Origin of the sequence: Variovorax sp. IB41 (genome assembly GCF_016405905.1) — a bacterium.
Lineage (GTDB): Bacteria > Pseudomonadota > Gammaproteobacteria > Burkholderiales > Burkholderiaceae_C > Variovorax.
The window spans coordinates 205,036-224,998 of record NZ_JAEFCB010000008.1; the positions used below are offsets into that span (position 1 = coordinate 205,036).

Here is a 19,963-nt window from a genome sequence, read left to right on the forward strand (position 1 = left end):
AGCAAACGGAGCAGTTCCATGCGTCACCTCTCTCACGCCTACATCGACGGCGCCTTCGTTCCCGTGCAGGGCAGCGAAGTCGTCGACATCGTCAATCCCGCCACCGAGGCGTGCATCGGCACCGTCACGCTCGGCAATCGCGACGACGTGCGACGCGCCATCGCCGCCGCGCAGCGCGCGCAGCCGGCCTTCGGCCGCAGCACGAAAGAAGAGCGCATCGACATGCTGCGGCGCCTGGAGGCCGCCGTGCTCGCGCGCACCGACGAGATCCGCGAAGCCACCATCGAGGAATACGGCGGACCGCTGTCGCGCGCGCAATGGGTCGCCGACTACGCCTCGCAGTGCTTCGCCAACGCGGTGAAGACGCTGGAGGCCTATGCGTTCACGCGCTCTGTCGGCGAGGCCACGGTGGTCATGGAGCCGGTGGGCGTCGCCGCGCTGATGACGCCGTGGAACAGCACCGCGGGCTCCATCTGCAACAAGCTCGCGAGCGCCCTCGCGGCGGGCTGCGCGTGCGTCATGAAGCCGAGCGAGCTGAGCCCGATCCAGACGCAGGTGATTGCAGAAGCCATCCACGATGCCGGCCTGCCGCCGGGCGTGGTCAACATCGTGAACGGCCGCGGTGCCGATGTCGGCAGCGAGATCAGCACGCACCCCGGCATCGCCAAGATTTCCTTCACCGGCTCGACGCCCACGGGCAAGGCGATCCTGCGCGCGGGCGCCGAGACGATGAAACGCGTGAGCCTGGCGCTCACGGGAAAGTCCGCCACCCTCATCCTCGAAGACGCGGACCTCGCGCAAGCCATCCCGCTCGCGTTGAGCGCGGGCTTTCTCAACAGCGGCCAGGCCTGCATCGCCGGCACGCGCATCCTGATGCCGCGCGCGCGGCTCGCCGAGGCGATCGAGCACGTCAAGACCACGGTGGAGGGCCTCATCGTGGGCGATCCGCGCGATCCGCAGACGCTCATCGGGCCGTTGGTGAACCAGGCCCAGTACGACCGCATCCAGCGCTTCATTCGCTCGGGGCTGGAGGAGGGCGCCACGCTCGTTGCGGGCGGCGAAGGCCGGCCTGCGCATCTGGCGCGCGGCTACTTCGTGAAGCCGACTGTGTTCGCCGATGTGCGCAACGACATGCAGATCGCCCGCGAAGAAATCTTCGGCCCGGTGCTGTGCCTGCTGGCCTATGACGACGAAGAAGAGGCGGTGCGCATCGCCAACGACTCGCCCTATGGATTGCAGGCGTACGTTTTTTCTTCGGACGCCGGGCGCGCGCGCCGCGTTGCCGAGCGGCTGGAGGCGGGCGGCGTGATGGTCAATGCGATCCGGCCCGCGCTCACGGCGCCATTCGGCGGCGTCAAGCAATCGGGGCTGGGCCGGGAGTACGGCGTGTTCGGGCTGGAAGCGTTCCTGGAGCCGAAGACCATCGTGTCGGCGTGATCAGGCGGAGGGCGCATCCCAGCGGGCCTTGAACCTTGCGAACACCGCGGGCGAGTTCAGCCGCTTCGCCGAGTCGTCCTCGAACGCTTCCGCATCGTCGGAGTCCGAGATGCTGCAAAAGAGCGTCAGCGCCTGCCTGTCGGTGCCGGTCCCGAAGAAGCCCTCCTGGTCCAGATCGGCCAGTGCATTGACCATCGCGTCGTGCAACTGCGAACGAAAGGCGGCGAAGGCGCGGCCGCCGCTCTTCTGCTTCAGCACGTGGGCACGCAGGCGATCGCTCACGGCGGTGAAGTCTCCTGCATGCTGGTGTTCGTAGGCCCACTCCGCAGTCCCCCAGCGTGAATAGGCGATGTCCGCTGGCTCGGTGCAATCGTTGTCCAACAGGATGCGCTGCAGCGCTTCTTCGCTGTTCGCGCTCGGGCACACCGTCATCGCGCCGTCGTCGGTGTAGAGGGCCATCGCGTAGAAGCGTTCGTTCGGGTGCTGCGCGCGCAACGCGGCGAAAGCGGTGCGGGCGGCTTCGCGAATCTGGGTGCGCAGCGTTTCGAAGTCGAAAGAGGTCATGCGAGATGGAGGACAAGTGAGCGAGCCGCGATGGTAGATCGGCGTGCTTTCACCGGTCTCGGCCGCCATCACCCCGCGCACGCCGCCACGCCCGGCCCCGGGTATTCCATCTCCTGCATCACCCATTCCCGCCGCGCCTCCCCATGCCGCGCGGCGATTTCGCACAGCGTGCGGTCCAGCTGCTGCACCGGCTTGAGCGACGAAGACAGCGGCAGGCGCATCGATCCTTCGCGCGCCGGTTGCGTCACGAGCACCAGCCCACTGCGCAACGTGACCGGGCCGGGCGCAGCTGCAGACGCCGCATCCACGCTGACGTGCCCCGTGCGCGTCCACGCATCCGCAGCCAGCGCGAGCGCGATGTCGTCGGTGCCGTTCTGCACATCGACCTGCCGGCGCTCGCCGCGCCAGAACGCGGTCTTGTTGAGCAGGTAGCTGCCGCCGCGCTTCATGTTCAGGCCGAAGGGCGCGCTGTCGTGCTCGGGGGTCCATGACGTCACACCCAATTCGGCTGCCATCGCCTTCGCCTTCTGCGGCCCGTCGATCGCCTCGACCAGCGCCAGCATCGTCGGCACCGAAGCGGTGATGCCGGTGGTGGTGGCGACGCCGCGGTCCATCACGTAGCGTTGGTGCGGCACGTAGGTCGCGCCGGGGTGGCGCTTGAGCAGCGTCTTGCGGTCGAACCAGTGGCCTGCGAAACGGCGGCCGTCGAGCAAGCCCGCATGGCCGACCACCAGCGCGCCGGAGCAGACGCCGATCACCCGCGCGCCCCGCGCGGCCTGCTGCTTCAGCCAGGCGGCCACGGCGGCATCGTCCTCGACGATCATCGCGGGCACGATCACATAGTCCGCGCCGGAAGGGTTCGCACGATCGAAGCTCGCGAAGTCCTGCGCCCCTTCCACCTGTAGCGCGGGGTACAGGTTCACCCGCCCGCTCTTGGGCGCCACGATCCGCACATCGGCCACGTCGGCGCGCTGGAGCACCGCGTGCGGCAGCAGCAGGTCGGTCATCTCGGTGCCTTCGTTCAGCGCGAGCACCGCGACCACCGGCCTGCCCGCGCGGCGCGGCTTCAGGGCGTCCACGAAGGCCTGCTGCTCGCGTTCTCTCGCGGCCGCGTCGGCCTGTGCGGGCGGCAGCGGCGCGCCCGCGCCGCAGGCTGCGAGGGCAAAGGCTGCAATACTGGCGCCGACCAGCGCCCACACTGTTCTGTACAGCGCTCTCCACATGGCTTTGTTCTCCTGTCAACGTGACGATGACCCGAGGTTAAGAATGCCCACGCCGACCCACAAGGACGAAGACACCGCGGTTTCTGCCAGCGACGTGGTGCTGGTGGTGTTCGACGGCGTCGAGGTGCTCGATGCCGCCGGCCCCGCCAGCGTGTTCAGCAAGGCCGAGCAGATGCGCCCCGGCACCTACCGCATGCACATCGCATCGCCCGGCGGCGGCACGGTGTCGACCAACGGCGGCTTGCAATTCGGCGGCACGCTGACACTGCAGCAATTGCCCGCCACCATCGACACGCTGATCGTGGCCGGCGGCGACGAGCCCGCGGTGCGCGAAGCCATCATCGAGCACCGCATCGGCGTGTGGCTGAAAGAGGTCGCGCCGAACATCCGGCGCATCGCGAGCGTTTGCAGCGGCGCCTTTGCGCTCGCGGCGGCGGGCCTGCTCGATGGCCGCGAGGCCACCACGCACTGGCGCTGGTGCGACCAGTTGCAGGCGCTGCGGCCGCAGACGCGCGTGCAGCGCGAGCGCATCTATGTGCGCGATGGGCCGGTGTGGACATCGGCCGGCGTCACCACCGGCATCGAGCTCGCGCTCGCATTGGTCGAAGACGACCTCGGCCACGCCGTGTCGATGGACATCGCGCGCACGCTCGCATTGCCGATGCTGCGCGGCGCCGAGCAACCGCAGCTGAGCCAGGCGCTTCAGGCACAAGGCGCGGCGAGTCATCGCCTGCGCGAGCTGGTCGCGTGGATCGGCACGCATCCGCAGGAGGCGCTGTCGGTGGAACTGCTGGCCGAGCGCGTGCAGATGAGCCCGCGCAATTTCGCGCGCGCTTTCGCGGCGGAAACGGGCAGCACGCCCGCGCGCTTCGTCGAGCAGACGCGCGTCGCGGCCGCGGCGCAACTGTTGCTGCAGACGCAGTGGCCGCAGGAGCGCATCGCGGCGCGCAGCGGCTTTCGTTCGGTGGATGCGCTGCAGCGCGCGTTCGCGCGGCAGCACGGCGTGACACCGCAGCGCTATCGGGATGCACGCGATGCACGCGACGCAGCGCCGCGCCGCAAGCCAGGAAATTAGCAAGTCACACCGGTTCACAGTTGATCCGCGCGAACCGAGACTTACTCGACATATTCAGTTGCCGCGCCGGCCTTCTGTTCTCTAAAGTGAATGCCCCGACATCAACCGAACCCCCCTAGTGGGCGTGGAGGCCAGCACCCGGCAAACCGAACATGCATGAACCGCTTACCTCGCAGCGGGTCGTCGATGCGTCTCCTGCGCATCGATGCGAACGCGAGGCACAAAAGGCAACGGCCGGGGGCGCGAAACACCCCCAGCCGTCTGACCAAATGAAGTGCAACCCCTTTAAGAAAGAGCACACCAAGTGGCTAAACGAACTATAGCCGGGCACAACACGCCCGTACCCCCCGAAGTCTCCGCCCAGACCGCATCGGACATCCTCGAAAACAAGCTCGCGCAGCTGAAGTCGCTGCTGTGGTGCTGCTACGGCGATGCTGACTGGCTGTGGGAAGCGGGCCCGCAGACCCGGGACAACGTGATGTGGATCGCCTTCGATCTTGTGAGCGATGCGGTCGATCTGCATCAGGAATGCATGCGCAAGGGCGCTCGCATCTGACATCGGCCCGGGCTACCATCGGCCCGGCGCGGCTGCTCTGCATGAGCCTCCGCATGGAGGAGGCCCCATGAAGATCAGCCCGTTCGACGAAAGCCCGGAGCACCGCAACATCCTGCCCTACGACCCGGCGTATGCCGAGGTGTTCGCGCAGGTGCAACGCTACGTTCAGGAGCGCCTCGAAGGCGTGGCGCTCGTCCACATCGGCAGCACCGCCATCCGCGGCTTGCGCGGCAAGCCGATGGTGGACATTGCCGCCATCACACAGGCTGAAAACCTTCGCGCCGCGCAACAAACGTTCGAGGCGCTGGGCTTTCATCGCCGTGCTGTCTGGGTCGACAAGGACGAGAAGCCCTATGTCTGCGGCAGCATCGCGCACGACGCACGCACGTTCAACATCAACATCCACATCTGCCACCGCGGCGATCCGGTTCACGCGGACTCGCTGGCCTTCATCGACATCCTCGAGCGGCGCCCGGACTTGCGCACGCGGTATGAAGAGGCCAAGGACCGCGCGCATGCGATCGATCCCGTCAACCCGGAGGTCTACAACCGGGAGAAGGCGGCGGTGATCCAGGAGATCCACGCGCAGATCGAGCACGCGGAAAAGCAAGGAACGCCATCGCTCTCTCGACGAGGAACCTGAAAGTCCTCCTGGGCATTCCTACGCGCTCAACATCAACTCGAGGTTCTGAACGGCCGCGCCCGACGCGCCCTTGCCCAGGTTGTCGAACACGGCGGAGAGCAGCACCTGCCCGTGGCCCGCGTTGGCGAACACGCCCAGCTGCAGGTCGTTGGTTCCGTTCAGCGCCTGCGGATCGAGGTGCGTCATCGCCTTCGTCTCCTCCAGCGACAGGACCTTGACGTGCCGCGCGTTCGCGTAGTGCTGCGCAAGGCATGCCTGCAGCCGCGCACCATCGACGCCGCCCGCCAACAAGCGCAACTCGATCGGTACCGTCAGCACGATGCCCTGCCGGTATGCCCCGTAAGCCGGCACGAAGAACGGACGGTGCGCGAGCCCGGCGTAACCCTGGATTTCAGGCGTGTGCTTGTGCTCCAGCGCGAGGCCATAGACTTGCGACGCGGCCACGTTCGGAGCGTCGCTCGCTTCGTGCGCATCGATCGCGGCCCTTCCACCGCCCGAGTAGCCGGAGGTTGCATAGACGGCCGCCGGGTAGTCGCGCGGCAGCAGGCCCGCTTCCACCAGCGGCCGCAACAGGGCGATGGCACCTGTCGGATAGCAACCCGGATTGGTGACGCGCCGCGCTTGCGCAATCCGTTGTGCATGCTCCTCGGCCATCTCGGGAAAGCCGTAGACCCAGTCCGGGTGCGTGCGATGCGCCGAGCTCGCGTCGATCACGCGCACGGCCGGGTTCCGGATGAAGCCTGCCGCTTCGCGCGCAGCCGCATCCGGCAGGCAAAGGATCGCGACGTCGCAGGCGTTGATCGCCTCCGCGCGGCGCTGGGCGTCCTTGCGTTCGGCCGCCGGCAGGGTCACCAGCTGCAGGTCGGCGCGGTCGCGCAGGCGCTCGTGGATCTGCAGCCCGGTGGTGCCCTGGTCGCCGTCGATGAAGATGGTCGGAAGACGCATGTCGCTCGCTCCTGATTCGGTCTCTGGATGGATAAGCCCCGATTTTTCCCCGTTCGATAAAATAAGAAAAGTTGAATTTGTTGAACTTCTGGTTCATCTTTCCTGAAGAAGAGATCTCCCATGCGTGAAATCAGCCTCGATCGTTTGCGCACGCTGGTCGCCATCGCGGACCACGGTTCCTTCGCCGCCGCAGCGCAGGTGCTGCACCTCGCGCCGCCGACGGTGAGCCTGCACATCGCGGAGCTGGAGAAGCGCGTGGGCGCGCCGCTCTTGTCCCGGCGGCGCGGGAACGTGCGGCCGTCGGCCGTCGGCGAATTGCTGGTGGAACGCGCGCGCCGGCTGCTGGTCGAGATCGAATCGACGCTGGACGACGTGAGCCGCCAGGTGCTGGGGCTGGCCGGGCGCGTGCGGCTCGGCGCCTCGACCGGTGCGATCTCGCACCTGTTGCCGCAAGCCATCGCGCGGCTTCGCGAGGACCATCCGGACATCGACGTGCAGATCGCGGTGCTGACCTCGCAGGACGCGCTGGCGCACCTGGCGCAAGGCAAGCTGGACGTCGGGTTGGTCGCGCTGCCGCAGTCGCCGGTCGCGGGATTGACGATCCGCCCCTGGCGCCGCGACCCCGTCATGGCTTTCCTGCCGGCCGATTGGAGCGCGCCCGCGCGGGTCTCGCCGGCGTGGCTCGCGACGCAGCCGCTGATCCTCAACGACACGACCACGCGCCTGTCGCGTCTCGTCACCGAATGGTTCGCGCTCGGCGGCCACCGGCCCGCGCCGCGGATCGAGCTCAACTACAACGATGCGATCAAGAGCCTCGTCGGTGCGGGCTACGGCGCGACGCTCCTGCCGCACGAAGCGGGCGCGTTGCAGCCGGATGCGCGCATCGCGATGCGTCCGCTGCGGCCGGCCCTTTGGCGAGAGCTGGGCATTGCCCACCGGTCGGGCCACGTCGAACGTGCGACGCAGCGCGTGCTCGATGCGCTGTGGGCGCTCAAGGCGCGTTGAGGGCCGAATTCACTGCACCGCGTCTGCGGATTCGATCTGCGGCTCCGCCCACTTCAGCACCCGCGACAAGCCGCGCCCCATCACCCAGGGCAGCTCATCGCGCGGAATGAAGTCGAGCGCTTCGACGAAATGGTCCACCGCCTCCCGGTAGGTGCAGGGCAGGCGCGAAACGTCCGATCCCCAGAAGGTGCGGCGCGGCCCGAAGTGCTCGTACACGCGCTTCAGGTGCGGGCGCAGGTTCGCGAACGGGTAGCCCTCGGTGCTGTAGCACGGCGCGGCCGAGGCCTTCACCGAGACGTTCTCCAGCGCGCCCAGGCGCAGCATCGCGTCCAGGTCCGCGAAGCAGGCGTCGTCGCGCAGGTCGCTGCGGCGACCCAGGTGGTCGATGATCAATTGCAGCCCCGGATGCCGCCGCGCGATGCGCTCCAGCGCGCCGAGCCGCCCCGGAATGAGCAGCATGACCGGGATGCCGAGCCGCTCGCAATCGACCCAGAACGCGTCCAGCGTGGCGTCGTCCAGCCATGCATCCCACGGCGGCTTGTGAAAGGTCATGCGGATGCCGGCCATGTGCGGCTGCGCGAGCCACGAGGCCAGCGCCTCCTGTGCGCCGGGCGCGGTCGGGTCGAAGCGGCCCATCACGGCGAAGCGGCCGGGGTACTGCGCGGCAGCTTCCAGCGCGGTGTCGTTGCAGTCGCCCACGGGCGAGGGCGGCACGATCACCGCGCGCGCCACGCCGGCGGTGTCCATCAGGGCCACCATCTCCTGGGCGCCGATCGGCTCGGCGCGGTGCGGCCGGGCGCCGGGCACGGCGACGAAGACGGGGCTCGCGCGATGCTCGGCGGGCCAGGGGCGGTCGGGCCGGTGGGCCTCCCACACGTGCACCTGGGCATCGGTGACGATCATGCGGCGCCGCGCGGGTTGCGAAAGTACAGGTCGATGGCGTTGAGCCCCAGCACGCGGCGCATCGCCGCATCGGGCACCGCCTCGTCGAGCCACGCGATCGTGCTCGCATAGGTGGTGGATTCCACGCCCACGAAGGGGCAGTCGCTCGCCCACAGCATGCGGTCGTAGCCCACGCGGCGGCACAGTTCGCGGGCCAGTTCCGCGGCGTGGTCGCCCAGGCGATAACCGCCCGACAGCTTGACCCAGGTGCGGCCCTTCTCGACCGAGCGCGTGACGGCCTCGAAGCCCGCGCAGCGCTCGCGCAGCACCGGATCTGGCCGGCCGATGTGGTCGATGACGACCTTCACGCCCGAGCGCTCCAGGTGCGGCAGCACCTGCGGGATGCGGGGGCCGTCCAGGTGCAGGTGCACGTGCCAGTCCATGTCGGCCAGCCGGTAGAGGAACTTGCGGTAGTCGAAGCTCGAGAGGTCCGGCAACTCCTTCATGCTGATGAAGGGCAGACGCACGCCGACGAAGCCATCGCGTGCGAGTGCCTCGAGTTCGTAGCGTGTGGTGGAGGGGTCGAGGATCGCCGTGCCGCGCCACAGCGGCCGCGTGCGCAGCGCCTCGGCCATGTAGTCGTTGCAGTCGCCCCAGGGGCTGGCCGCGGCGATCACGCAGAACTTCACGCCGTGTTCGTCCAGCGTGGCCTCCAGCTGCTGCGCGGTGAACTCGTAGTCGGGGCTGTGCCGCGGGTCGGGCAGGAGCGGCATGTTCTTGCGGAAGACGTGGACGTGCGTGTCCACCAGCGGTGCGTCGGGGCGCTGCACGATCGTGCCGGGAATATTGGAAACAGGCATCTCAGATCTTGATGTTGGCTTGCTTGATGACCTGCGCCCACTTGAGCCGGTCGCGTTCGAACACCGTGGCCATCTCGGCCTGCGTGCTCGCCTTGGGGTCGACGCCCAGCCCCAGCAGGCGCTTGCGCAGCTCCGCCTCGGCCAGGATGTCGCGCATGGCCGCATTGAGGGCGGCCGCGACGGCCGGCGGCGTGCCCTTGGGCGCGAAGAGCGCGTTCCACCCCGTGACCTCGTAGCCGGCCACGCCCGCTTCCTTCACGGTGGGCACCTTGGGCAGCCACGGCGTGCGTGCGGGGCCGGTGGTGGCCAGCGCGCGCAGCACACCGGCATCGATGCCGCCGCGCAGCGCCGCGTAAGACTCGAAGCCCACGTCCACGTCGCCGCGCTGCAGCGCCATCTGCACCTCGCCCGAGGTCCTGAACGGCACGATCGCCGCGTTCAGCTGCGTGACCGACTTGAAGAGCTCGCCCGACAGGTGCTGCGTGCTGCCGGGGTTGATGGTGCCGAGCGTGAGCTGGCGCTTCTTGCTCTCGGCCAGCAGCGCTTTCAGGTCGGCGAACGGGCTGTCCTTGGCGACCAGCAGGTTCAGGTCGAAGTAGCCCAGCGACGACACCGGCACGAAGTCCGCCTGCGGATCGAACGGCAGCTTCAGGAGGCTGGTGGCGATGGTGGTGCCGTTGCTGAACAGGATCAGCGTGTAGCCGTCGTGCGCCGCGCCGAGCACGTACTGCGCGGCCACCACGCCGCCCGCGCCGGGGCGGTTGTCGATGACGACCTGCGTGCCGAGCTTCTCGCCGAGCTTCTGCGCGGTGAGGCGCGTGGAGATGTCGGCCAGGCCCCCCGGGCCGAACGGCACGACGATGCGGATCGGCTGCGAGGGGTACTTGCCCTGGGCCCGCACGGTGCTTGCGCCGACGAGGCCCGCGCCGGCGGCGAATGCGGCCAGGACGACGCGGCGCCGGCTCGGGTCATGGAAAAAACGAGGATGCATGGTGTCTCCGCTGTCTTGCGCACGGTCTTGTGCTTGATCGGCGGCAGTCTAGAGACGGGGCTTGCATGCGCACAACTGAATTGTTTGGCGCGCGCATGCACGGCATTCATGCCCCCGGCGATGCGCTCATTTATCCCGCACCGGCCGCGAGGTGCTCGCGCACCAGCGCGGCGGCCGTCTCCGCGAGAAAGCTTTCTTCCGCGCGCAGCGGCACGCCGGGGCGCGTGGCCACGACCAGGAGGCGCGTGATCTCCGGGCCCTCGATGGGCACCGCCGCCACGCCGTCGCCGGCCCGCACGCACAGCCGGGGCACGACGGTCAGGCCCAGGCCGCCGCGCACCATCTCCACCGCCATGGCGGTGCGCTGCGCCTCGTAACGCCAGTTCACCTGCTCGCGCAAGGGCCCGAGCGCATCGTCGATCGTCATGCTGTTGCCCGAGGGCAGGCTGATGCGGATCATCGGCTGCGCGAGCAGCTCGCCCCAGGCGACGCTGGCCCGCGCCGCGAACGGGTGGTCGGCCGGGCAGGCCAGCACGAAAGGCTCGCGCGCGATGGGCTGCGCCGAGAGTTTCTCGGGCACGCCCTGCGCGAGCGTGATGCCGAAGGCGGCCGTGCCCGCTTGCACCAGCTCTGCCACTTCCACCGGCGAGCTGTCGAAAAGCCGCACCTGCACCTGCGGAAAGCGCTCGGCCGCACGCCGCAGCAGCGGCACCAGGATGCTGGCCGAGACGGTCGGCACGCAGCCGAACGCGACCCAGCGCGTGGCGTCCTGCCCGTGGCGGCGCACGTCGTCGAAGGACACTTCGAGCTGCTGCACCGCGCTGCGCGCGCGCGGCAGCAGGGCGTTGCCGGCCTCGGTGAGCGCAATGCCGCGGGAGGTGCGCACGACCAGCGCCACGCCCAGGCTTTCTTCGAGCTTGCGCATGCGGTGGCTGACGGCGGTCTGCGACAGGTGCAGCCGCGCCGCGGCCATCGCGAAGCTGCCGCTCTCCACCACCGCGAGAAAGGCCTGGATGCCGAGGAAATCGATCTGCACTGCTTGTCTCCAATCGTTCTTTGCATGGGGTGCCCGTATGGCGCGAATATAGACACCGCGATAAACACCGCGCCGCCTGCGCTTATGCTGTGCGGGATCACAACGCAGAGTCTCCCCGCCATGACCGATTTCCGCCCCGCCTACGACACGCGCTTCGACAGCATCGCCGCCGACCGCCTCCCCGAACTGCTGCGCGCCATGCCCAAGGCCGAGCTGCACATGCACATCGAAGGCTCGCTCGAACCCGAGCTGATCTTCGCGCTCGCGCAGCGCAACGGCGTGGCCATTCCGTATGCCAGCGTCGAAGAACTGCGCAAGGCCTACGCCTTCACCAACCTGCAGAGCTTTCTGGACATCTACTACGCCGGCGCGAGCGTGCTGCTGAAGGAGCAGGACTTCTACGACATGGCCTGGGCGTACCTGGAGCGCGCCGCGGCCGACAACGTGGTGCACACCGAGATGTTTTTCGACCCGCAGACGCACACCGCGCGCGGCGTGGCGATGCAAACGGTGATCGACGGCCTGCACCGCGCATGCGTCGATGCAGGGCCGAAGCTCGGCGTGAGCGCCTCGCTCATCCTCTGTTTCCTGCGCCACCTGAGCGAGGAAGAGGCGTTCGAAACGCTGGAGCAGGCGCTGCCGTTCCGCGACAAGTTCATCGGCGTGGGCCTGGATTCGAGCGAGGTCGGCCATCCACCCGAGAAGTTCGCGCGCGTGTTCGCACGGTGCCGCGAACTCGGCTTGCATTTGGTCGCGCATGCGGGCGAAGAGGGCCCGCCCGAATACGTGTGGAGCGCGCTCGATGTGCTGAAGGTCGAGCGCGTCGACCACGGCGTGCAGAGCGCGAAAGACCCGGCGCTGATGGCGCGGCTCGCGCAAGACCGCATTCCGTTGACCGTGTGCCCGCTGTCGAACCTCAAGCTGTGCGTGTTCCCGGACCTGTCGCAGCACAACCTGGGCGCGCTGCTCGATGCGGGGCTGGTCGCCACCGTCAACTCCGACGACCCCGCCTACTTCGGCGGCTACATGAACCAGAACTTCACGCAGACCTTCGAGGCCACCGGCCTCAATGTGCGGCAGGCCTGGCAGCTCGCGGCCAACAGCTTCGAGGGCAGCTTCATCGACGAGGCCGCCAAGCGCGCCTACGTGGACCGGCTCAACGCCGTCTTCGCGAGCTTCTGATCCGAAGCGGCCGGCCGCGGCACCAGCAGCGGCATCGCCACCAGCGCGCAGGCGCTCGCCGCGAGCCACACCATCGGCCAGCCCTGCAGCGCTAGCAGGTGCGGAATCGAGAAGGGCGTGACGAAGCACACCAGGAACACGCTGGTGTTCGCCATGCCCAGCGCGGTACCGGCGCGCGCCGCGCCGGCCAGCGTGGCCAGCTCGGTGTAGGCCACGCCGTGCCAGGCCGACACGCACACGCCGCTCACCCCCAGCAGCACGACCAGCGCGATGCGCAGCGCCAGTGAATCGGCCGTGTGCGTGCCCGCGGCCATCACCAGCACGGCCAACGCGGCGAACAGCAAGACGCTGAGCGCGCTGCAGGTGCGCAGGTAGGCGGGGCGGTTGCGGCGGCGGTCGGTCCAGCGGCCGCTCCACACGCGCATCACCATCGCGCCGACCTGCGTGAAGACCATGGTGGCCGTGATCGTCGCGAGGCCCGCGTGGCCGAAGTCGTGCAGGAACACCGTGCCGAAGGACAGCACCGCGAACTGCGGCGCGCAGAGGATGCCGATGCCCAGCACGATGCGCCAGACGCGCGCATCGCGCAGCGGGCCGGTCTTCGGCGCTTCGGCCGTGGCCGATGAGGTGCGCGGCGCATCGCGCGCGATCGGCGGCTCGTGCACCCACGCCCAGCTCATCAGCGCACTCAGCGCGCACAGCAGCGCGAGCAGGCCGTAGAGCGCGGCGAAGCCGAAGTGCAGCGCGACGAACGGCAGCACCAGCGCGCCGATGCCGCCGCCCAGGGGCACGGCGGTCTGGCGGATGCTCATCGCGAGCCCGCGTTCGCTGGCGTCGAACCATGTCATCACCGCGCGGCCACTCGCGCCATTGACGCTGCCGCCGAGCAGGCCGACCAGCAACAGGCCCGCAGCGAGCCAGCCGAGCCCGGGGATGTGCTGCCCGCTCGGCGCGGCCCAGAGCGCCATCGCGACGAGTGCGATCGCGGTGCTGCCAAGGCCCGTGAGCAGCACCGGCCGATCGCCCCAGCGGTCCGTCAGGAGGCCCCACGGCAACTCGCTTACCGCGATGCCCAGGCCCATGAGGCCGAGCACGAGGCCGAGCGTGGCGTTGTCCAGCTGGTAGCCGGTGCGCATCAGCACCGCGGTCATCGGGATGCCGCTGAAGGCCACGGAGAACGCCGCGTTGGCGGCCACGCCCGCGGCCAGCACCTTCCAGCGGTGGCGGGGCGAATGCGAAAGAGAAAGAGGCGAATGGGTCATGGTGAGGCGAAGTCTCCGCCGTTGCCAAGGTTTTGAAAATCAGAAAATAATGAGCGAATCGTCCACAAAAACAGGACGGTCAGAAAAGGATGAATCCATGTCCCAGGTGATGTTCGATCTCGATGTGCTGCGCAGTTTTTCCACCGGCATCGCGCTCGGCAGCTACGCCCGCGCGGCCGACCGGCTGGGGCGCTCGACCTCCGCGGTGAGCGCGCAATTGAAGAAGCTGGAGGCGCAGGCCGGCACCGTGCTGTTCCGCAAGGCGGGCCGCGGGCTGGAGCTCACCGACGCCGGCGAAACGCTGCTGGCCTATGCGCATCGCATGCTCGAACTGAACGAAGAGGCGAGCGCCGCGATGCGCGGCGCCGACCTCGAAGGCTGGGTGCGCCTGGGCCTGCAGGAAGACTTCGGCGAGACGCTGCTGCCCGCCGTGCTCGGGCGCTTTGCGCGCGCGCATCCCAAGGTGCGCATCGAGGCCTGCGTCGCGCGCAGCGCCGAGTTGCGCGAGCGCCTCGAACTCGGCAAGCTCGACCTCGCGCTGGCTTGGGATGCGGGCGACCATCCGCCGTCGCTGCATGCCGAACGCGTGGCACGCCTGCCGCTGCAATGGATCGGACCCGTGTCCGTCGGCGTGCTGGATGCGCCCTGGTGGAAGGAGCGCGAGCGCCGCGAAGGCGCAGGCTGCGGCGCGCGCAAATCGAGGGAACCGCTGCCGCTGGTGCTGCTCGATGCGCCGTGCCCGCTGCGCGAGATCGTCACCAAGACGCTCGACCGCGCCGGCGTGCCGTGGCGCCATGCGTTCACCAGTGCCAGCCTTGCGGCCTTGTGGGCCGCGAGCTCGGCGGGCCTGGGCCTCACGGTGCGCACGCCGTTCGGGCTGCCTTCGCACGTGCGTGCCATCGACCGCACGGTGGTGGGCCTGCCGGCGCTGCCGCAGATGTCGATGGCGCTCTACCGCGCGCAAGCCAACGCCGAGGCGCCGGTCGGCCGGCTCGCCACGCTGCTGCTGGAGGCGGTGCGGCAGCATGTGCAGGTGGCTCCGGCGCAAATGCACTGAGCGCTATCGCTCGGATCGTGTGGCTCCCCGAAGGCAGCGCAGCGCCGCCGTCGGCGAACAGCTCAGCGAGTGGGTGGCGTGGAAGCCGGCGCGGAAGCGGGCGTGGTGGACGCGGCCCGCCGCGCGAGCCAGTTCCACCCGGCGCCTGCGGCCATGAGCACGCAGGTGCCGAGGAACACGGCTCGCATGCCGATGTGCCCGCCCACGAAGCCGCCCAGCAGCGGCCCGGCCACCTGGCCCGTGTACTGCGCCGAGGTCGAGTAGCCGAGCATGTTGCCGGCCACGCGCTCGGGCACGTTGTGGCGGATCACGCTCGCGATGCAGGGCAAGAGCCCACCGAGCGACAGCCCCATCAGGAAGCGCAGCACCACCAGCTGCCAGCCCGAGGTGACGAAGGCCTGCGGGATCAGGAGCACCGCCGACACCGCCAGGCACCCGACGATCACGTTCCAGTGGCCCACGCGGTCGGCCAGTTTGCCCAGCCGCGATGCCGAGAGGATGCTGCCGAGTGCGGCCGCGGACATGACGAGGCCGGCCATCATCGTCACGCGATTCGGGTCTTCGACCAGCGTGGCGACGTAGACGGTGATGATCGGCTCGATCGACATGTTGGCCAGCATCAGCAGCATGCCGGTGAAGAGCATCGCGATGAGCGGGCGCTTGTCGGGCACGGCGGCCCAGCCGGTGTCGGGCGTGTCGCCCTGCTTCGCGGCCGAGGGCGCTTTCTTCTCTTCGCGGATCAGGAAGGCGGTCGCGAGAAAGGCCACGAAGATCATCGCGCCCGCCGCGAAGAAGGTCGCGCGGATGCCGATGAGCGGCGGCAGCGCGCCGCCCACCAGCGGGCCCACGAGGTTGCCCGCCATGATGGCCGAGGACATGGTTCCGAGCGCCCAGCCGGTGCGGTCCTTGGGCGTTTGCGTGGCCACCAGCACCATCGAGCCCGAGGCGTAGCCACCCAGCAGGCCCGCGAGGAGGCGCAGGCCGACCAGCTGCCACACGTTGCCCGCCATGCCGATCAGCGCCATCGCCACCGCCATGCCCAGGCTCGCGCGGATCAGCATGGGCTTGCGGCCATAGCGATCGGCCAGCCGGCCCCACAACGGCGCCACCAGCGCCGCGCTGAAGAAGGTGGCGCCGTAGGCCACGCCTGACCACTGCACGATGGCCGCATGGTCCTTCACGCCCAGTTGCTCGACGTAGAGCGGCAGGAAGGGCAGCAGCAGCGTCATCGCCACGATGGTGGTGAAGGAGCCGAACATGCAGACGGCGAGGTTGCGCTGCCAATGCGCATGCGCGGCGCCAGCGTGGGAGTTCGGATTCGTCATGGGGCGGACCATTGTCCGGCCGCATGACCGAATCCGTGCGTGCCGATTCGCGGCGGCACCCATCGTGGCGTTGCATGGGTGCGCGCCGCGGGCACTGCGGGCGCTGTGGGTGCCGTGCGGGCCGGTCGCCGTGACCGGCCGCCGGTCAGGCCGTCTTGAGCAGCTCGGGATCGATCGGCAGCTTGCGCAGCCGCTTGCCCGTCGCAGCGAAGATGGCATTCGCGAGCGCCGGCGCCAGCCCCGAGGTGCCGGGCTCGCCCATGCCGCCGGGGGCTTCCTTGCTCGCGACGATGTGGGTTTCGATGACCGGCGTCTCGTTCATGCGAACCACGCGCACGTCGTGGAAGTTCGATTGCTCGATGCGCCCGTCCTTCAGCGTCGCCTTGCCCCAGAGCGCGCCCGAGATGCCGAAGATCACGCCGCTCTGCACCTGGGCCTGCACGGTGTCGGGGTTGACGATCACGCCCGCATCCAGCGCGCAGACCACGCGCTTGACGGCCACGTCGCCCGACTTGGTGACCTCTGCATCCACCACCAGCGCCATGAAGGTGCCGAAGGCGAACTGCAGCGACACGCCGCGCCCCTGGCCCGCGGGCAGGGGCTGGCCCCAGCCGGATTTTTCGGCGGCCAGCTGGAGCACCGCCAGCGCGCGCGGGTTCTGCGCGAGCAGCGCGGTGCGGAAGGCGACAGGGTCGGTCTTCGCGGCGGCCGCGAGCTCGTCGATGAAGCTCTCGACCACGAAGACGTTGTGCGTCGGCCCGACGCCGCGCCAGAACGCGGTCGGCACCGGCGGCTCGTGGTTCACGTAGTCGACCAGGATGTTGGGCAGCGCGTAGGGCGGCTTCTCGGCGCCGTCGATGGTCTCGGGGTCGAAGTTGTTGTTGTAGGCCGGCGGCAGCCAGCGCTTGAGGATCGAGGAGCCGGTGATGCGGTGGCTCCACGCGACGGGCTTGCCCTGGGCATCGAGCCCGGCGCTCACGCGGTCGTAGAAGTAGGGGCGGTACATGTCGTGCTGCGTGTCTTCTTCCCGCGTCCAGATCACCTTGACGGGGCCGTCGACCTTCTGCGCGATCTGCACGGCGCGCGTCACGCTGTCGACCTCCAGCCGCCGGCCGAAGCCGCCGCCCAGCAGGTGGTTGTGCACCGTCACCTTCTCGACCGGCAGGCCCGTGACCGCGGCGGCCGCGGCCTGCGCGCGGGTGAGCACCTGCGTGCCGACCCACACCTCGCAGCTGTCCTTGCGCACGTGCACCGTGCAGTTGAGCGGCTCCATTGCCGCGTGAACGAGGAAGGGCACTTCGTAGACGGCTTCCAGGCGCTGCGCGGCGCCCGCCATGGCCTTGGCGTTGTCGCCTTCCTTGCGCACGACCGCGCCCTGCTTCTGAGAAGCCTGGGCCATCGATTGCACGATGCTCTCCGTGCTCACCTTGGCGTTGGCGCCGTCGTCCCATTCCACGACGAGGGCGGCCAGGCCCTTCTTCGCCGCGCCCATGTGGTCGGCGACGACAGCCACGCAGTCGTCCAGCCGCACGACCTGGCGCACGCCGCGCACCTTCAGCGCGGCGGCATCGTCGACGCTGCGCACGCGGCCGCCGAACACCGGCGACTGCTTGAGCGTGGCGACCTTCATGCCGGGCACGCGCGCGTCGATGCCGTACATCGCGGTGCCGTTCACCTTGGCGGGCGTGTCCAGGCGCTTGGCCGAGGTGCCGATCAGCTTGAAGTCGGACTGTGGCTTGAGCTCGACCTTCTCGGGCACGGAGAGCTTGGCCGCATCGGCGACCAGCGCGCCGTACTTGAGGCGGCGTCCGCTCGCGGTGTGGACCACCTCGCCACGCGCGGCGCGGCACGCGGCGGGCTCGACGCGCCAGCGCTGCGCCGCCGCCTGCACGAGCACCGTGCGGGCCGTGGCGCCGGCGCGCCGCATCGGCTCGTAGGCGCCGCGGATCGTGGTGGAGCCGCCCGTCACCTGGAAGCCCAGCAGCGGGTTGCCGTAGAGCTTGTCGCTGGGGGGCGCGTGTTCGAGGCGCACGCTGGCCAGGTCGATCTCCAGCTCCTCGGCAATCAGCATCGGGATGCTGGTGTACGTGCCCTGGCCCATTTCGATGAAGCCCATGACCACGGTCACTTGCCCGTCGGGGGCGATGCGCACGAAGGCATTGGGTGCCCAGGGCGCGGCGCCTGCACCGGTCGTGCCCGCCGCATCGGCCGGGGAAGAGGCGGTGCCGAAGCCGACGCCGATGAGCAGGCCGCCGCCGAGCGCGGCGCCCACCGAGATGAAGCCGCGGCGCGAGAGCGTGGCGCCGGTGTCCGAGTCAGTTGTCAATCGATCGAGAATCATGTCAGGCCACCTTTGCTGCTGTCTTGCCGGAAAGGGCGCGCGCCGCTTCCTTGATGCCGGCGCGGATGCGCACATAGGTGCCGCATCGGCAGATGTTGCCGCTCATGGCGCCGTCGATTTCTTCATCGGTGGGCGAGGTGTTCTTGGCGAGGAGGGCCGTGGCCGACATCAGCTGGCCCGATTGACAGTAGCCGCATTGCACGACTTCCAGGTCGAGCCAGGCCTTCTGCAGTGCGCGCCCGACGCGGGTGCCCGCGAGCGATTCGATGGTGCTCACGTTGGCCTTGGCCACCGATTCGACCGGCGTGATGCACGAGCGCGTGGCCACGCCGTCGATGTGCACCGTGCAGGCCCCGCACATGCCCAGGCCGCAGCCGAACTTGGTGCCCGTCATGCCGAGCACGTCGCGCAGCACCCAGAGCACGGGCGTGTCGCCGTCGACGTCGACCGGGCGATCGATTCCATTGACTTTCATAGAGCTTCTTTCTTGTGGCGCCGCGTGGGACGGCTGGTTGACCGGTGGGAGGATGTCACGTAGCCTTTAGACCGGAATGTCGAAATTACCTCTTTTCAGGACATCATGCAGAAACGCATCGCCGTTGTCGTTTTTCCGGGCTTCCAGATCCTCGACCTGGCCGCCGTCGCCGCCTTCGAGCTGGCCAACAAGCACGCGGGCAAGCCGGTCTACAAGGTCGAGCTGCTGTCGGAAACCGGCGGCACCATTTCCAGTTCATCGGGCATCGGCGTCGAGACGAAGCGGCTGACCGCATCGAAGTTCGACACGCTGGTGATGACCGGCGCACTCACCATCGAGCCGACCTCCGAAGGGCTTTGCAAAATGCTGCGCGCGGGCGAGCGCAGTTCGCGCCGCATTGCCAGCATCTGCACCGGCGCCTTCGGCCTGGCGGATGCGGGCCTGCTGGACGGCCGGCGCGTGACCACGCACTGGGCCTTCGCGCAGGAACTGCAGAAGCGCCATCCGCTGGCCAAGGTGCAGCCGGACCGCATCTTCATCAACGATGGTTCGCTCTGGACATCGGCCGGCATGACCGCGGGCATCGACCTGATGCTCGCGCTGGTGGAAGAAGACCTGGGCGTGGAGGCCGCGCGCATGGTCGCCAAGAACCTCGTCGTGTACCACCGCAGGGCGGGCGGGCAGTCGCAGTACTCGGCGCTGCTCGAGCTCGAACCCAAGTCCGACCGCATCCAGCAGGCGCTGGTGCATGCGCGCGCCAACCTGCGCGACGCGCTCTCGGTCGAAGACCTCGCCGAAGTGGCGCACCTGAGCCCGCGCCAGTTCAGCCGCGCCTTCAAGTCGGAAACCGGCCAGTCGCCGGCGCAGGCCGTGGAGCACCTGCGCGTGGAGGCGGCGAAGGCGCTCATCGATGCGGGCGGACTGGCGCTCAACGTCGTGGCTGACGAAACGGGCTTCGGCGATCCCGAGCGCATGCGCCGCGCGTTCCTGCGCACGCTGGGCCAGCCGCCGCAGGCCGTGCGAAGGGTGGCGAGGCAAATCCTCGAGGCGGCCTAAAAGGTGGGACATACGACATTTACGCCATCGCACTGACGGAGGAAACTT

Annotated in this window: 19 protein-coding genes; 8 read left to right on the forward strand and 11 right to left on the reverse strand. The window is 69.0% G+C overall.

All coding sequences use genetic code 11. The features are described 5' to 3' along the window. The first annotated feature begins 18 nt into the window (after positions 1-18). The gene (locus JC881_RS16905) at positions 19-1,437 is read left to right on the forward strand and encodes an aldehyde dehydrogenase family protein (protein WP_198786858.1); all 1,419 of its coding nucleotides are present in this window, start codon (positions 19-21) and stop codon (positions 1,435-1,437) included. Here JC881_RS16905 and JC881_RS16910 read toward each other — a convergent pair whose 3' ends face one another. Both JC881_RS16910 and JC881_RS16915 read right to left on the reverse strand, forming a co-directional pair. Further along, positions 1,438-2,070, reverse strand: a complete 633-nt coding sequence (locus JC881_RS16910; RefSeq protein WP_233101843.1) for a DUF4303 domain-containing protein — start codon at positions 2,068-2,070, stop codon at positions 1,438-1,440. It abuts the gene before it with no gap. Next, a complete protein-coding gene (locus JC881_RS16915; RefSeq protein ID WP_198786859.1) occupies positions 2,070-3,224 on the reverse strand; it encodes a DJ-1/PfpI family protein in 1,155 nt (384 codons plus the stop codon). Before JC881_RS16915 ends, JC881_RS16910 begins: the two co-directional genes overlap by 1 nt. A gap of 43 nt (positions 3,225-3,267) precedes the next feature. On the opposite strand from JC881_RS16915, the gene JC881_RS16920 reads away from it, so the two are divergent. The 3 genes from JC881_RS16920 (at position 3,268) to JC881_RS16930 (ending at position 5,498) form a co-directional block, all read left to right on the forward strand. Next, positions 3,268-4,299 (forward strand): GlxA family transcriptional regulator, encoded by a 1,032-nt coding sequence (locus JC881_RS16920; RefSeq protein WP_198786860.1) that lies wholly within the window; start codon positions 3,268-3,270, stop codon positions 4,297-4,299. Between the two features lie 304 nt (positions 4,300-4,603). Further along, positions 4,604-4,855, forward strand: coding sequence for a hypothetical protein (locus JC881_RS16925; RefSeq protein WP_198786861.1), 252 nt, complete (start codon positions 4,604-4,606; stop codon positions 4,853-4,855). 67 nt (positions 4,856-4,922) lie between these two features. After that, positions 4,923-5,498, forward strand: a complete 576-nt coding sequence (locus tag JC881_RS16930; protein ID WP_198786862.1) for a GrpB family protein — start codon at positions 4,923-4,925, stop codon at positions 5,496-5,498. A gap of 18 nt (positions 5,499-5,516) precedes the next feature. Here the strand turns inward: JC881_RS16930 and argC are convergent, their stop codons facing one another. After that, positions 5,517-6,443, reverse strand: coding sequence for an N-acetyl-gamma-glutamyl-phosphate reductase (gene argC / locus JC881_RS16935; protein ID WP_198786863.1), 927 nt, complete (start codon positions 6,441-6,443; stop codon positions 5,517-5,519). Positions 6,444-6,563: 120 nt separating this feature from the next. Between argC and JC881_RS16940 the strand changes: the two genes are divergently transcribed. Then, a complete protein-coding gene (locus JC881_RS16940) occupies positions 6,564-7,448 on the forward strand; it encodes a LysR family transcriptional regulator (protein WP_198786864.1) in 885 nt (294 codons plus the stop codon). 9 nt (positions 7,449-7,457) lie between these two features. Here JC881_RS16940 and JC881_RS16945 read toward each other — a convergent pair whose 3' ends face one another. The 4 genes from JC881_RS16945 to JC881_RS16960 form a co-directional block, all read right to left on the reverse strand. Continuing rightward, complete coding sequence (locus JC881_RS16945; RefSeq protein ID WP_198786865.1) at positions 7,458-8,351, reverse strand: amidohydrolase family protein; 894 nt, start codon at positions 8,349-8,351, stop codon at positions 7,458-7,460. After that, positions 8,348-9,190: an amidohydrolase family protein gene (locus JC881_RS16950; RefSeq protein ID WP_233101844.1), complete on the reverse strand. Its 843-nt coding sequence runs from the start codon at positions 9,188-9,190 to the stop codon at positions 8,348-8,350. The genes JC881_RS16945 and JC881_RS16950 overlap by 4 nt, the downstream gene beginning before the upstream one ends. 1 nt (position 9,191) lies before the next feature. Further along, positions 9,192-10,181, reverse strand: coding sequence for a Bug family tripartite tricarboxylate transporter substrate binding protein (locus JC881_RS16955; RefSeq protein WP_198786866.1), 990 nt, complete (start codon positions 10,179-10,181; stop codon positions 9,192-9,194). 130 nt (positions 10,182-10,311) lie between these two features. Next, positions 10,312-11,217: a LysR family transcriptional regulator gene (locus tag JC881_RS16960; RefSeq protein WP_198786867.1), complete on the reverse strand. Its 906-nt coding sequence runs from the start codon at positions 11,215-11,217 to the stop codon at positions 10,312-10,314. Positions 11,218-11,337: 120 nt separating this feature from the next. On the opposite strand from JC881_RS16960, the gene JC881_RS16965 reads away from it, so the two are divergent. Next, the gene (locus JC881_RS16965; protein WP_198786868.1) at positions 11,338-12,399 is read left to right on the forward strand and encodes an adenosine deaminase; all 1,062 of its coding nucleotides are present in this window, start codon (positions 11,338-11,340) and stop codon (positions 12,397-12,399) included. Here the strand turns inward: JC881_RS16965 and JC881_RS16970 are convergent. Then, positions 12,360-13,661 (reverse strand): MFS transporter, encoded by a 1,302-nt coding sequence (locus JC881_RS16970; RefSeq protein WP_198786869.1) that lies wholly within the window; start codon positions 13,659-13,661, stop codon positions 12,360-12,362. The genes JC881_RS16965 and JC881_RS16970 overlap by 40 nt on opposite strands. A 97-nt stretch (positions 13,662-13,758) precedes the next feature. Between JC881_RS16970 and JC881_RS16975 the strand changes: the two genes are divergently transcribed. After that, positions 13,759-14,718 carry a LysR substrate-binding domain-containing protein gene (locus tag JC881_RS16975; protein ID WP_198786870.1) on the forward strand — a complete coding sequence of 320 codons (960 nt, stop codon included), beginning with the start codon at positions 13,759-13,761 and terminating at the stop codon, positions 14,716-14,718. Between the two features lie 62 nt (positions 14,719-14,780). On the opposite strand, the gene JC881_RS16980 is transcribed toward JC881_RS16975, so the two are convergent. The 3 genes from JC881_RS16980 to JC881_RS16990 form a co-directional block, all read right to left on the reverse strand. Next, a complete protein-coding gene (locus JC881_RS16980) occupies positions 14,781-16,043 on the reverse strand; it encodes an MFS transporter (RefSeq protein ID WP_233101845.1) in 1,263 nt (420 codons plus the stop codon). Positions 16,044-16,188: 145 nt separating this feature from the next. Further along, complete coding sequence (locus JC881_RS16985) at positions 16,189-18,384, reverse strand: xanthine dehydrogenase family protein molybdopterin-binding subunit (RefSeq protein ID WP_198786871.1); 2,196 nt, start codon at positions 18,382-18,384, stop codon at positions 16,189-16,191. 1 nt (position 18,385) lies between these two features. Continuing rightward, positions 18,386-18,859: a (2Fe-2S)-binding protein gene (locus JC881_RS16990; RefSeq protein WP_198786872.1), complete on the reverse strand. Its 474-nt coding sequence runs from the start codon at positions 18,857-18,859 to the stop codon at positions 18,386-18,388. 105 nt (positions 18,860-18,964) lie between these two features. On the opposite strand from JC881_RS16990, the gene JC881_RS16995 reads away from it, so the two are divergent. Next, positions 18,965-19,915: a GlxA family transcriptional regulator gene (locus tag JC881_RS16995; RefSeq protein ID WP_198786873.1), complete on the forward strand. Its 951-nt coding sequence runs from the start codon at positions 18,965-18,967 to the stop codon at positions 19,913-19,915. Positions 19,916-19,963 lie beyond the last annotated feature (48 nt).